12 protein-coding genes are annotated in these 13,883 nt (G+C 32.6%); 9 read left to right on the top strand and 3 right to left on the bottom strand.

The window, feature by feature from the left end:
- Window positions 1-89: 89 nt before the first annotated feature.
- Window positions 90-788, top strand: coding sequence for a DUF1826 domain-containing protein (locus ACMGDK_RS19305; protein ID WP_436809438.1), 699 nt, complete (start codon window positions 90-92; stop codon window positions 786-788).
- A 289-nt stretch (window positions 789-1,077) separates the two neighbouring features.
- On the top strand, window positions 1,078-1,446 hold the full coding sequence (locus ACMGDK_RS19300; protein ID WP_436809437.1) for a DoxX family protein: 369 nt from the start codon (window positions 1,078-1,080) through the stop codon (window positions 1,444-1,446).
- 167 nt (window positions 1,447-1,613) lie between these two features.
- On the opposite strand, the gene ACMGDK_RS19295 is transcribed toward ACMGDK_RS19300, so the two are convergent.
- Window positions 1,614-1,781, bottom strand: coding sequence for a hypothetical protein (locus tag ACMGDK_RS19295; protein ID WP_436809436.1), 168 nt, complete (start codon window positions 1,779-1,781; stop codon window positions 1,614-1,616).
- A 394-nt stretch (window positions 1,782-2,175) separates the two neighbouring features.
- Here ACMGDK_RS19295 and ACMGDK_RS19290 point away from each other — a divergent pair, with 394 nt between their 5' ends.
- From ACMGDK_RS19290 to ACMGDK_RS19265, 6 genes are all read left to right on the top strand, one after another.
- A complete protein-coding gene (locus tag ACMGDK_RS19290; RefSeq protein WP_436809435.1) occupies window positions 2,176-5,049 on the top strand; it encodes a ligand-binding sensor domain-containing protein in 2,874 nt (957 codons plus the stop codon).
- Between the two features lie 112 nt (window positions 5,050-5,161).
- On the top strand, window positions 5,162-5,776 hold the full coding sequence (locus ACMGDK_RS19285; RefSeq protein WP_436809434.1) for a response regulator: 615 nt from the start codon (window positions 5,162-5,164) through the stop codon (window positions 5,774-5,776).
- Window positions 5,777-7,102: 1,326 nt separating this feature from the next.
- The gene (locus ACMGDK_RS19280) at window positions 7,103-7,936 is read left to right on the top strand and encodes a phage tail-like protein (RefSeq protein WP_436809433.1); all 834 of its coding nucleotides are present in this window, start codon (window positions 7,103-7,105) and stop codon (window positions 7,934-7,936) included.
- Between the two features lie 173 nt (window positions 7,937-8,109).
- Window positions 8,110-8,505, top strand: a complete 396-nt coding sequence (locus ACMGDK_RS19275) for a phage tail-like protein (protein WP_436809432.1) — start codon at window positions 8,110-8,112, stop codon at window positions 8,503-8,505.
- 418 nt (window positions 8,506-8,923) lie between these two features.
- On the top strand, window positions 8,924-9,364 hold the full coding sequence (locus ACMGDK_RS19270; RefSeq protein ID WP_436809431.1) for a transposase: 441 nt from the start codon (window positions 8,924-8,926) through the stop codon (window positions 9,362-9,364).
- Between the two features lie 5 nt (window positions 9,365-9,369).
- Window positions 9,370-9,684 carry a helix-turn-helix domain-containing protein gene (locus tag ACMGDK_RS19265; protein ID WP_436809430.1) on the top strand — a complete coding sequence of 105 codons (315 nt, stop codon included), beginning with the start codon at window positions 9,370-9,372 and terminating at the stop codon, window positions 9,682-9,684.
- A gap of 53 nt (window positions 9,685-9,737) precedes the next feature.
- On the opposite strand, the gene ACMGDK_RS19260 is transcribed toward ACMGDK_RS19265, so the two are convergent.
- Window positions 9,738-10,349, bottom strand: coding sequence for a response regulator (locus ACMGDK_RS19260; protein ID WP_436809429.1), 612 nt, complete (start codon window positions 10,347-10,349; stop codon window positions 9,738-9,740).
- A 404-nt stretch (window positions 10,350-10,753) separates the two neighbouring features.
- The gene (locus ACMGDK_RS19255) at window positions 10,754-11,821 is read right to left on the bottom strand and encodes a hypothetical protein (RefSeq protein WP_436809428.1); all 1,068 of its coding nucleotides are present in this window, start codon (window positions 11,819-11,821) and stop codon (window positions 10,754-10,756) included.
- A 1,160-nt stretch (window positions 11,822-12,981) separates the two neighbouring features.
- On the opposite strand from ACMGDK_RS19255, the gene ACMGDK_RS19250 reads away from it, so the two are divergent.
- A complete protein-coding gene (locus ACMGDK_RS19250) occupies window positions 12,982-13,722 on the top strand; it encodes a hypothetical protein (protein WP_436809427.1) in 741 nt (246 codons plus the stop codon).
- Window positions 13,723-13,883 lie beyond the last annotated feature (161 nt).

Genomic DNA, 13,883 nt, shown 5'->3' with positions numbered 1-13,883 from the left:
CTGACATTAAAATCCAAATAATATCTGATGGTAACCTTCATTATCTTCCAGCCTAATCCTTATTTTTGCAGAGTATTAAGCAACTTCTTATGAATCTAAAATTTTCTGATCACAAACAAATTGGAGTCGTTTCTACTTTTTCTGAACTTGTAAATACCAATTTTCAGGAAACGATGAATGCCGTTTGCTGGAACAGAAATTTAGCCGGCGATTTTAAAGAAATTGTGTCAAAACTTCAATTAAAGGAGAATATTACGGAAGTTTCCATCGAGGATCTTTTAGCACTACAGTTATCAGAAGAAGGTAATGCTGCAAGGGAAATTATCTTAGGCGATTTACGGCAATTAACTGATTTCGGAGCCTCCCCTTCACTCAATTTACTCAAAAGGTATGAGCGAGATGAGGAGTTCGATTTCATATCAACAGACGTATATTCGTATCATGTGGACCGTTCTCCTGTTGGCACCCAGACTTTTTTATGTACCTACCATGGTGCTGCAAGTGATATCTTACCCAATGATCAGGCTACACAGAAAATCCTGATTCCTGAAATCCGGAAAAAGCTTAAAGAATTACATGACGGCCCGGAAGCAGAATTTGAAATGTTCCTGAAAGACTGTTTTTTCGATCTGCATTATCAGCCCAAACCCAATGCCCAACCCATAAATCTAGGATCAGGGCATCTTTGGAAATTGGCGGTAGACCATCCGGGGCAGCAAGTCCTGCCTTGTATTCATAGAGCTCCTGTTAAAAATGATGGTGAATGTAGGCTGCTTTTGATTTGTTAAATGAAGATTGTATTTGCCAAACTTCCCGATACAGAACTCCCCATTGTACAAGCCTTTTGACGCAATAATCATTTTACTATCTTTGCATACATTATCACAGATAAGTTCATAAATGGAAGAAGTTAAGCTTTGGTTAGACCAACCGAGAAAAGATTAGAAAGCCTTAAGAAAAAGAGATTTTGTTTAAAACAAAATCTTTTGATGAGCAACCTTGATTTTTTCGAGGTCATTTTTCATACTCATCCATTAACGTTTTTATAGCTTATTTTTTAATTCATAAAGAACAAAAATGAATACAATTTTGTGGATAATACAGGGACTTCTCTCTGCATTTTTTATTATGCCTGGTTATGGGAAAATTACTGGCAGCAAAGAAAAACACGTCGCAGATGGACATCTGAAATCAACTAGTTCTATAATACCAATTCGAATATTAGGAGTTCTTGAATTGTCAGGCTGTATCGGCATTATAGTTTCGTGGTTTACAGGTATTGCGCCAATTTTAACACCTATGGCAGCAGCATCCTTTTGTTTAATTATGGTAGCAGGTATATTTGTTCATTGCAAAAAACAGGAGTACAAAATGCTCCCAATGTTAATCATAATTTTTATGTTGTCTGCAATGGTTGCATATTTTAGGTTCGCTGCATTAGCATAACAATAGAAAAGTATAAAGCAGTTAACGGGTTGACTAAGAAATTTAATTGTTATCTTAATCAACAGTAAATGAATCAGTTTTAAATAGAAATAAAAAGGCAGCAAATAAGCTACTTTTTCCATTTTATATTAATCAGCCGGAAACTACCCTGCTGATGGCACCAAATATTATATCATAGTTTTGCAGAAGGTATTTCCCATGGTTCTCACAAGATTAGAATCCGCACAGCGTTCAAAAACATGATGTGCTATAGCTATTGTACTTTTTGTATCAGTTCCGTTGGCCAGTGTGATCTGCGTAATGATTTCTCCAGTGGCCGGATTGTAGAACTGCATAGTCTCAGTGTCATTAGACGTTATCAACTCGCTGATTTGTTCATGATTTTCATTATATAAATTTATAGGTCAAAGATGGGAAGATCTTGTGTTATCGTATTGAGTTTGGTTGTAGCCAAACTGACATAAACAAAAAATTTATACTATAAACAGATTCTTCTCCCATTAAGCATTAACTGTTTATATTTTGTAAAAGCACTCTTAAAAATTACTCTATAACTTAAAATAAGTTATTGGAGCATTTACTTTACAAGGCTTGAAAGATTATGAAACGTCAAGGAAATTAATATTGACGAAATCACTTAACATTGCTAATTGTCCCGCTGTATGTAGAACTTATTCTACAGCATCATATACTATAATAGATTATTTTTGTAGAATTACTAATTGTACTATGAGAATATCTCTATTGGCTATTTTTTTGTTACTCTGTGAGCAAGCATATGGGCAATATGTTTCTTCATGGTATAATATGGATAATGGTCTTCCACAGAATAGTGTTAAGGACATTGTTAAGGATAAATACGGTTTTATATGGTTATCTACAGACAGTGGAATAGTAAGGTATGACGGTTTAAGTTTTACCACATATAACAAATTACCAGTAACAGATCTGCATTTTGGAAATTTTTACGGTGATATTTCAACCGATAATATTATTATTTATAATAATTATGAAGAGAATAAAATTCTTATAAAAAACAGAGTGGTTAATGTTATTAAAAAAAGTAAATCAGACAGAACATATAGAAAAGAGAACAATAATTTCCTAAAAAGAATAACGAAAAATGAAATTGGAATAGAATATTATTCCAATACTAAATATTATATAAAAACCGCATCAGGAAAATATACTTTCTACAACAATGAGATTGTTTACACAGACGGTGAAAATAAAAACAAGAAAATCCCAATTCTCATTTCCGGTTTGTTTAATGTATTTCTCAATAAAGAAACTCTCTTCATTACGGATCCTAAAAACAGAAAAACCTACCGCATTTACAAAGGGAATCTAACCACCTTTAAAAAAGCGACACTTTTTAATGACCCTGATTCAAAAATATACTGGCAGCAGCTTACCAATCAGACTTTTCTCATCAATAATAATAATATTTATCTTGTTCAAAATTATAAAAATGAGCTGCAGCTTAAACTACTTGCTGCATATGAAAATTTTGGAGATCAGCTTTTTAATATCATATTTTATGATCGTGAATTTAATACATTGTATTTAGGGAGTGTAACTAAAGGGTTAAACATACTTCAACTAAACCAATTTTACACTGCTAAAAAGAAAATTCCTTTTGTTGATGACTCAAGTAACGCGTCCCTACCATTTGGCAAAAATACCATTATTGACCCACATGGCTATGAAGTCAATAAATATGGACTTGTAAAGCAGCATCAATTTGGTGTTAATGACAAACATTTTATGTTTTATGACCAGTCAGGAAATATTGTTTACGTGAACGATAATTCAATAATCAGAAGATATAAATCCAGCGAATATAGGACCATGGATACAATTCGTTTTCCTGGACTGAAAGGCTTTTTTAAGAGTTCAAACCTCTATGCTATCTCCACAACAGATCTCACCTATTCCTACTTACATTTGTTTGAAAATCAAGAATTAAAAAAAATAAACACAAGTTTTCGGTTTATCGGATATGTGAATTCTTTTTTTAAATATACTGATGATGAATTATTAGTTGGCTGCACCAACGGATTATATATAGTGTGTTTAAAAAATAAAAAAATAACTCACGTAGCTAAAGGAATTAACGTGAAAAATATTGTCAGAACAGCTGATGGACGGATATGGATAACAACAAATAAGGATGGCTTGTTTTTGCTCAAAAATAAGAAACTTATCAAAATGCCATTGGATCAGAATTCCTATTTAAGTTCAGCACATTACATTGTTGATGACCAATATGGATATTATTGGATATCTTCGAATAACGGATTATTTAGGGTTTCTAAAAAGCAACTTTTGCAGTACGCTACCAATAATAAGGTCCCGGTGTTTTATTATCGTTTCACTAAAAGTGACGGTCTGTTAACTAATGAATTTAATGGAGGGTCTATGCCCGAGGCATACTCTTTAAAAAATGGAGAGTTTGTTTTTCCCTCAATAGAAGGATTTGTATTTTTTAATCCAAAAGATATCCATGCGTATTATCCGGACAGAAACAACATATACGTTGAAAGAATAAGAATTAATGATGCTGATATAACTTACTTCAAGAGCCATTTTGTTTTGGAAAATGATTATAAATATGCTGATGTTTTTATTGATATTCCTTACTATTCCGGTTTTTATAACGTACGAATTGAGGCAAAGGTTCAAAATGAAGACACCGACTGGAAGCCAATTAATATTAAAAATGAAAGGAAATATACAATCAGTAATCTTGGGCCCGGTACCTATACTTTACAATTAAGGGTGTTGGTTACTCCGTGTGGAGAATACGAGTACAGATCAATATCTTTTGAAATAAAACCACTTTTTTATCAGACCAGTATCTTTAAAGTAGGTGTAGTTATTTTATTGTTATTCATAGTAACAGGTGTTATCCATACCAGAACTAAGTTTTTACAGATAAAAAATATTGCGCTGAAAAGAAAAGTATCCAGTATAAAGATAGAGCTAAAGGAAAGTGTACAGAATCTGGAAACCGTAAAAAATGATATGCAGAAAGAATCTGAATATCAAAAAAAGTTCGTAGAAGCTATTAGCCATGATATTACAACTCCTGTAAAATTTATTGCTATGCTTTCTCAACAATTAACCGAAGTGCATGATGTTAATCTTCAGAAAGAATATTTTGATAGCATTCATCAATCGTCGGAAGAATTATATAATTTCACCATGCACCTTAAAGAATACAGTGATTTACACAGAATCAATAATATATATGAAAAAAAAGAATATGTAATTAAAGAAGTATTTATAATTAAAACAAAGCTATTTCAAGAAATAGCCAAATCAAAAAAGAATTCTTTCAGTATTGAGGTTGAAGACGGAATATATTGTCATGTCAATAAGAATATTATGACTTGTATTATCCATAATCTGATTGATAATGCCGTAAAATATACATCTGATGGCATAATAAGGCTAATAGCCGCAACTGGAGATGGGGAAATTAAAATAGAAATATGTGATACTGGTCAGGGAATGTCGCAGGAGCTGATAAGTTATTATAATAAGTTATATCAAATGTCAGATGAAAATGATGTTATAAAATTTAAAATTACGGATTAGGTCTGCATATGGTCATTCACCTTATAAAGAAAATAAAAGCTCAAATATTATTTTGTGAAAACTATCCTCAGGGAACCACCATTAAAATAAATATTCCTAAAAATTAAAACAGATGGAAAAGAGAATTTTAGTAGCAGATGACCATTTTGTAGTAAGAGCGGGAGTAGCAGCTGTACTAAGATCAGTATATCCAAATCTTACGATAGATTTAGCGGAAAATTACGGCCGTGTAAAAGAATCCCTCGTAACTCATCATTATGATCTCTTGCTATTAGATATAGATATGCCCGGAACAAAATATACCGACATGATATCAGAGCTTAAAAGTATCCAAAAAGATCTTAAGATTTTAATATTTTCCGCTTATGATCATAATATTGCGTTGCAATACATTCGTAAAGGAGCAGAGGGTTATTTGAATAAGCTCGGAACAGAAGATGACATAAAAAATTCCGTAAAAACTATTTTAGAAACCGGATATTTTTATCCTCCTGAACTTGTTCCTTTTATCATAAAGAATTTTGATGAGGGACACACTATTAAAAAACTTTCTTTACGCGAATATCAGGTATTTGAACTGTTAGCCAAAGGAAATGGAAATTTAGAAATTGCCAACTTTTTGGATCTGCAAATAAATACAATAAGCACTTTTAAAAAGAGAATTTTCCAAAAGCTAAAAGTTAAAAATATAGTAGAACTGATAGAAATATATCAAAACTTACATTAACTGCTTTTAAACCTCTCTGGGAGACTATTTAAATATCATAATTCTTAGAGTGTTAGTAGTGAAAAATAAAAGATAAGTGATCATGTAATTTCAATTTGAAATGATCTGGTTGATTAAATATAATTAAAACCAGCAAGGTATGAGGTTTGTAATTGAAACATAGAATGGGCCCGATTCAAGACAACAATAGATTAAGTACATGCTTAAGAAAAGGGCACCAATAAAAAATGGTATTTCTTAAGAATTATCAACTACTTTACTAATCCTCAACTTACATTCGTGCCGGAGCATATTAACCTTATTTCTAAATAATTCCTGACCTATAGCCAGAGCAGACTTTCGATGGTAGTAAGCTTCCTTCGAGTCGGATTGCTATTCGCCCTGGATCTGTTGCTATTAGTAACTTTATCAAATAGAATTATTTCTACAAACATGCAGAGATACTCGCACAGCTTATATTTCAGTAAGCTAAATAAACCAAATACCTTTACCACGGAATAATTATTATTGGATTCCCTACAATAATAATATTGAGAACGTTTCTAAAAGCACAAATTAAAAATGATTTAAACCGAAACTCTTTGCCTAAGGTCAAAGAGTTTTGTTTTTTGAAGTCACAAGTAATAAATATTTCTAAAAATTTCAAAACCATTGTAAAAAACACATAATAAATTATGAAAATTTCTACCCGAATACTCCCAGATACTGTAAGCCAAAATTCTAAACCATCAATTGTGATAATTCAGGACGAAGCTATTGCTACAATCCGACTAACCCATGCCTAAGAATCAGTATTTACTATAAGACTCAAGCTTAACCAAAGTTGGATTTAAAGGTCCGCTATAGTATGTAATATTTAGAATAAATTCTACAACCAGCAAGACAAAATCGCACAGCTAATTTTAAAGAAAACGATATACAATAAATAATTTTGTAAGCGTAAGAAGAATCCAAATCTCTATCAATGCGTAGATAGAACAGAGAGTAACTTATTTAAACTTTTAATTAATAATTAAAATAAATCTATTCTTCTAAATAAAACGTTAATGATGAACTAAAAGTGACTTATAGAATTGAATCCTGTATCAATCGAAGTCTATATCTGCATTAAAGCACCGGCCGAAATATATAGTACGTCTCAGACAACTTTAACATTTTTCTCGCATAAAATGGAATTTAGTTCCCACAATGAAATACACACAGATATAATCAACTCTCCAAACAAAGGGAAAGTATAAATAAAACATTACAATAATGAAAAACAGAAACCTATTTTTTACATTTTGCATGCTCGTATCGGGACTTTTCACCGGTTTTAAAACACAAGTGTGTACAGTAGACGTCAATGGACAGACTTTTGCAGCAGGTGGCGCATCACCTAACCCCGCGGGAACCCCGTATACATTTACACAACCTGCAACAAACTATGGATTCGTATTAGACATTTATACTCTGGATAACTCGTTTAATATGGAAATTAACGGAACTTCGTTAGCTACCAGCGAAATTGAATTTGCCAACGGTAATGGCCTAGTCCCGAATATACGTTTTTCAGATGGCTCCGGATGGCAGGACGGGACAATTTCTGCAATCTGGAATATTATAGGCAGTGCTGCTACAACACCCGCCGTTCGAATTGTCATAAGCCCTGCCGGTGCCATTACAATGTTCGGGAGTAAAGTTTCCGGTGGTCCACTATTTCCACTAACTCTTTTTAATGGAAATACGCTTAATGCAATTAACTGGCATGCGTCAGGCACTAATTCAATAAAGGTGACGCAAAGTGTTGTTGGACCTACACATATATCCGGCTATGGCAGTGGTAAGAATACAAGACCATGTCATTGTATAAAACCCGGAGCTACAGGTACCCCCAATAGTTTCACCAAGATGGGTATTATGACTAAAGCAACACGGACACTGGTAAACTGGCCGGAAGTAGTACCTAATGGACATATCGCATTAGATTCTGCTAATAAGGGTTTAGTAATTACCCACATGACCACGGCACAAAGGGATGCCTTAATAGCAATAGATGGTATGCTTATTTATAATACGGACTTAAAGTGTGTACAACTTTACAGAGGAACATCGCCGGGAATAAACACAACCCGTACGGGCTGGAATTGTATTGCAAGGGGATGTAATGAAAATAGATGATAAAATCTAATATTGTTATTCAAAAAAATTATAATAGATTAATAAGAAAATTTAAAATAAAAATGAAAAAAATAATCACAATAATCATTATTCTCATAGCTATTTTTGCAGGCAGTGAATACCAAGCTCAGGTAGCTATCGGTAAACAAACTTTAACTAATCAGAGTGTTCTTTTGGAATTTAATACTGACCCTAAAGGTATATTGTTGCCGTCGGTAGTATCTGCACCAGGAGCAGCCGGAGGGACATTTATATTCAATACCACCACCAAATCCGTGCAGGTATTCCAAGATGTAAGCTGGACGGATCTCACAGACACTAATCAGGGAATAGCCCATTCTTTTTCCAATGCGGGATCAGACATTGGTTCTGGAGTAATTATCGGGTCCAGTACAACCTCCAAGCCAGGAGCTTTAGTTCTTGAATCGACTACGAAAGCGTTGGTATTGCCCCAAGTCGCCAATCCAAATACTACAATAAGAGGAGCAATTGCCGGGACAATGGTGTATGACACTGTGTCTGACGCTTTGGCAGTCTACGATGGAGTAAACTGGAGTTATTGGAGATAAATTTTACAGAAAAACTGCACTACAAACTAGTCTAGTAACTGATTTAGTTAGGATCATTTCCTTTTTAAATTAGGCAATATCGCCGAGTTTGACCTCATCTTTAAAAGAGTGAAAATATAACGTACTATTCCATGAGGGTTTAAATTAGAAAATAGTCTTTTAGCCTCCTTTTTGTTTTATCAATCTATAAATACAATAAGGAGGATTTTTAATAGTAGTATATAATAATTTCGAGGTTTAACAAGGATAACCCAAATTTGAACGGATTATAATTAGTGACAGGAGTAAAATATAAACATATTTTCTGCAAGCTCACTCAAGAATCCATTTCACTGTTTCTAGATGGTGAATTCATGATAATACGCAGTCATTATAAAAATAATAATATAAAATTTGTACTTAAGATTTAGCAGAACATATGACCATAGTAACTAATTTTAAGAAGATTCACATTGGGTTATTAATCCGTCAAAAAGTAGAAGAAGCTGAGATAGAAATCCTTCGTATTTGTAATTTTCTACAATGCAGAGAAGAAGAGGTGGAAAATATGTATCTCAGCCAATCCTTAGATTCAGAAATTTTACTGAGATGGTCTAAACTACTAAAATATGATTTTTTCAGGATCTATACCCAACACCTAATATTATATACCCCTCCCCTGAAGAATTCCAAAAAAATGGCAACAGTAAAAGTCAAAACTCTGATGCCTCAGTTTAGAAAAAATATTTATACAAAGGAAATAATAGACTTTATATTAGAAATAATAGATAAAGGAGAGAAAACAAAGCAACAGGTAATTAATGAATATAAAATCCCAAGAGTAACTTTGAATACCTGGATGAAAAAATATCAAAAATAAATTTCATGCCTAATTACAAACAAATATATACCGATATTATTAATCGTAAATACCCTGAAAAGTGGGATCGATGTGCAACTATTTTATCAAAAACAGAGCTTACAACCTTGGATATTATAAAACTCAATGAAATTATTTTTAGTTATTCGGACAGAGAAACGACTATGTTCAATCAACAACATAAGTCTTATGATGAAAAAACGATCATAAATATGTTGATCTATCAACAAAAAAATGAATGGAATAATACCCAATTGGCCAATTACTTTAAATTAAGTAGAAATTCCGTAGCTAAATGGAAAAAAATTTATAAGGTATAGGGATAATTTCACCTGTATTGTAATAATCTAAAGGATAAATAATCAGACATTATTTAATGTAAGTTTTGGTATATTTCTATCAACTCTACTATATTTTTAACTTTTAGCTTTTGGAAAATTCTTTTCTTAAAAGTACTTATTGTACTTAATTGTAGGTCTAAAAGATGGGCAATCTCAGATGTACCATTTCCTTTAGCTAACAGTTCAAAAACCAAATATTCACGAGGAGTAAGCTTTTCATTACGATTTCCATCTGCATTTTTGAAAACAAAAGGAATGAGTTCAGGTGGATAATAATATCCCGTTTCTAAAATCGTTTTTACGGAATTTTTTATGTCATCTTCTGTTCCGAGCTTATTCAAATAGCCTTCTGCTCCTTTACGGATATACTGCAACGCAATATTATGATCGTAAACAGTAAATATTAAAATCTTAAGATCTTTTTGAATGCTTTTAAGCTCTGATATCATGTCGGTATATTTTGTTCCGGGCATACCAATATCTAGAATTATAAGATCATAGAGAAAGTTTTGAACAGATTCTTGTACACGTCCGTAATTTTCTGCTGAATCTATTATAAGATCTGGATATACCGATCTTAAAATAGCTGCTACTCCGGTTCTTACCACAAAATGGTCATCTGCTATTAAAATTCTTTTCATCATATTCATTTCTTACTCGCAAAATAATCGTTACTTTTTAGATGTGTCATACTTTCTCTGGTACTAGGCTGCCAAAGAAAAATTATTATCTAAAAAAATTGAGGAAGCAACGGCCTTAAGGCGGTCAGATATATCTAAGGTTGGAAATCATGCAAAATTTCTATAAGTATAATCAGCCTGCTAATTATCATTATGCAAGGCAAGTTTAAACATTTTCTTTTTTGCTCTTTTACACAAATATTTATGATAAACGGATAAAACCAGATCTGTAACATTATGTAGATCTTTGATGTAATCCTCACAGATAAACTATCTTTATATCCTATAACTTACAGTCTGCATCAAAACTTATCAAAAAAACAGCCTGCTATCCTCTATAGCAGAGTGTTTAGAGGTGGGTCTTTACTTTAATATCTTATAAGAGTTATCTGATAACCTTTCATTACATTTCCATTATTGGTAACATTTATCGTTCCAGCTGAAGGCATCGTTAAAGTGTAATTTAAAGCACTGCTATTTCCCCCATCCTGACAACCCGCCTTACCTGTCCAAGTAGTTGCAATACTAGTTCTACTGATTTGATTAAAAGTCGGTGACTTAGAAATAGTACCAGTTGCTAAAATCCCTCCTAATCCATTAATTGCATAATTTCCGTTAGCAGAATTATTTACTATATAATATTCTGCAATTACTGCATCACCGCAAGCATCCCAAATAGTAACAACAGCTTTATAAAGACCTGTATCTGGTATGCCCGTAATTAATGGTGCTGTACTACCACTCATGACATTATTAACAGTAGACGAGATAACCGCTCCAAAAGTAGCTGATGGTGAAGCTTTGACTAATACTCCATTGGAATCAGCATAAACGGGAGTTACCGCATTGGTACCTGCTACAATATCCATTACTCTTACTCTCGTATGCCCTGCTACATCTAATAGCTCTGTTGGTGACAAAGTCCCTATTCCTACATTTCCAGCTGATGTGATCCTAAAACGTTCCAGATACCCACCCCCCAGAGAGTTCCCCATAAAAAAGTCTTCAGCTGTATTTGTACGTATGCTGCCTATTCCCCAAGCGGCACCTCCTGATGTAGGGCCATTATTAGAAAAACCTAATAGTGAATAATTACCAACAGCCAACGGTGAGGTATTCCTTAAAGTCATTATTGCGTATTGGTGAGTGCTTGCCGGTGCATCTATTAAAGTAAACCTGTTCAAATTAGCCGTACTGGCAACTACATGTAACTTATTTGAAGGAGTGGTAATACCTACTCCCATATCACCTGTTCTTGCTATAACGACATCATTAGCCTGTTCGGTAGCAGATGGAATCCCTGTAGCCGGATTATCCTTAGCACCATCAACATGAAATGTACCTTGCGGATTTGAGGTACTTATACCAATCTGGGCAGTGGCAAATGAAATAAAACCTGAAACTATAAGCATCAGTGTCGAAACATTTTTTTTCATAATTGTTGTTTTTTCAAATTGTTGTTTTTTTTAATAAAATATCCTTGTTATAATTATTTACTCATCACAATAGCTTCCATTATTTTCATTTTTAATCCTCAAATGAATCTTAAGTGTGACTAAGCTCTCTTCTTCAATAGAGAAGAAGAGCCTTAGTCAAAAAAGAAAATCAAAAATTTTGTGCCTTTAGAAGCGATATTAAAATTATTACCGTAGGGATGCGGTAATAATTATATAAGCAAAGGTATTTCGTTCACGTAATATGCTGAAATTTAACACGTGCAATTATCTCTTACAAAATGTAGAAATATATCGATAAAATAATTTCTAAATTTTCTTGTTCAGAATTTTATAGGAAAATCTGCTCACCCTCATACAGTTGTTATGAAGTTTAATCATGGCGTTATTAATGATGCACTTGAGGGTGCGTGAATCATCACCTATCCGTTATTTACAATTTTTACTTTCCGATACAAAAAGTGAAATATCTTGACTGTCAATAGTTTAATTCACCACGAGGGGTAAATAGGGTATGCTTTTTTTTCCAACTATTAATAACTAAAACGAAGTTACAAAAATTTTAAAAACAAACCAATTATAACTGAATAGTAAATAATTCACTTTTCCATTTGTACCTAAAACTTGACATCATAATTTCAGGGGCAAAGAAAAGCCAAAATGACGAAATTTTTGCTAAAATGTAGCGAATATTCCCCCAAAAATCGTGGGTTATTTATTTAAATATCTTTCGTTAGGAAATAGAATTTTGAAAATAAATTGTCAAATTGCAAAACTACCGATTCCCTATTTTGGTTTTTTCTATCTTAATTCAGCATTTTGTATATATGAAAAGCCAGCAACGGAGCAGCTATTTGAAAGCCTGAGGGGAATTTATAAGTAATTTCACTACAGGTATCTAAAATGAAACTCGAAGGCGTCTGTTGGCTTTCTTAGACATATAAATTGTTCAATCAGCACTAATTATTTGTAGTTTAGATAAATTTGGTTATCATTAAACTTAGTCAGTAAATTTATTCGGATTTAGTACTCAGTCAGAAATTAATTCATTTTAAGATCCAAATAATAGAATATTTTATCGCGCAATTTTTGCTTGTTTTTTTCATACCTTAGGAATTTAATGGTATACTAACAACCTCTAAATGAAAAGGATCATTCTAAATATTTTAAGTAATATCAAACCTAAAATCAGCGTTGGAGCAATCTTTAGCTTTATAATAATATTAGTTGCAATATGCATGTTTATTCTTTCCTCCATGGCATTTATTGCAACACAACGGAATCTCTTAGACAATGATTTCGAATTTTCACCTGAAGGTATTAGCTTCTACATTAGTCAATTTGCTCATTACAATGGATTGTTTGCTGCAACTATATCACTCATAGTTGCTTATTACGGTATCGAAAGGCTTAAGGCAGCAGAAAGAGCCAATATTGATAAGATTAAGCTTGACCGATATTCTGATTGGAAGATCATTACCGATACTAGAATTGATATTGTAAAAGATGAAAACCCCTTGTTCAGAAGAGAGTTTATTAATATTAGATATAAACTTTTTGAAGATCTATATCCAGCTTTTTCAATTGAAAATAAAAAGCAATTACAAATTCTTTTTAATAAATATTTTGCGGCTTTAATCCCGGCATTTGAATCAAATAATAAAAACCAACAAAGATTAGGTGGAATATATTCATCTTTAGATCATTCGTATTTTGGTCAGAATTTTCTTTTTGTTTTTCTTGGAAGTATCACCGGAGAAAAGTATGATAAAGCGGGGGATGATCTTTTAGAAATGTATAATGATAATCTACAAGAAGATAGAATTGTAAATTCTCTCGCATATCAAAGTGCTTTAGATCGTTACTATAAATCAAATCAATAATTTATCGTTATTTCGCAAAAAAGTTAATTGATCATGAAAGATTACGCTGACGATCCAATGATCAACTACTTCGTCGGAGGCTATTGTAAATCGTCAGCAAAAAGTGTACTGATTTAGGCTCTCACTTAAGGAGTGTTTCATAAGAGATTAATTTTTAAATT

The organism is Chryseobacterium hilariae (assembly GCF_051400735.1).
GTDB lineage: Bacteria > Bacteroidota > Bacteroidia > Flavobacteriales > Weeksellaceae > Chryseobacterium.
Note: the sequence above shows the minus strand (reverse complement) of the source record. Positions and strands in the feature narration are given on the sequence as shown.

Bases quoted from the DNA above. Each gene is read 5' to 3' on its own strand.
- ACMGDK_RS19305 (WP_436809438.1), top strand. From the start codon at position 90: ATGAATCTAAAATTTTCTGATCACAAACAAATTGGAGTCGTTTCTACT.
- ACMGDK_RS19300 (WP_436809437.1), top strand. From the start codon at position 1,078: ATGAATACAATTTTGTGGATAATACAGGGACTTCTCTCTGCATTTTTT.
- ACMGDK_RS19295 (WP_436809436.1), bottom strand. From the start codon at position 1,781: ATGCAGTTCTACAATCCGGCCACTGGAGAAATCATTACGCAGATCACA.
- ACMGDK_RS19290 (WP_436809435.1), top strand. From the start codon at position 2,176: ATGAGAATATCTCTATTGGCTATTTTTTTGTTACTCTGTGAGCAAGCA.
- ACMGDK_RS19285 (WP_436809434.1), top strand. From the start codon at position 5,162: ATGGAAAAGAGAATTTTAGTAGCAGATGACCATTTTGTAGTAAGAGCG.
- ACMGDK_RS19270 (WP_436809431.1), top strand. From the start codon at position 8,924: ATGACCATAGTAACTAATTTTAAGAAGATTCACATTGGGTTATTAATC.
- ACMGDK_RS19265 (WP_436809430.1), top strand. From the start codon at position 9,370: ATGCCTAATTACAAACAAATATATACCGATATTATTAATCGTAAATAC.
- ACMGDK_RS19260 (WP_436809429.1), bottom strand. From the start codon at position 10,349: ATGATGAAAAGAATTTTAATAGCAGATGACCATTTTGTGGTAAGAACC.
- ACMGDK_RS19255 (WP_436809428.1), bottom strand. From the start codon at position 11,821: ATGAAAAAAAATGTTTCGACACTGATGCTTATAGTTTCAGGTTTTATT.
- ACMGDK_RS19250 (WP_436809427.1), top strand. From the start codon at position 12,982: ATGAAAAGGATCATTCTAAATATTTTAAGTAATATCAAACCTAAAATC.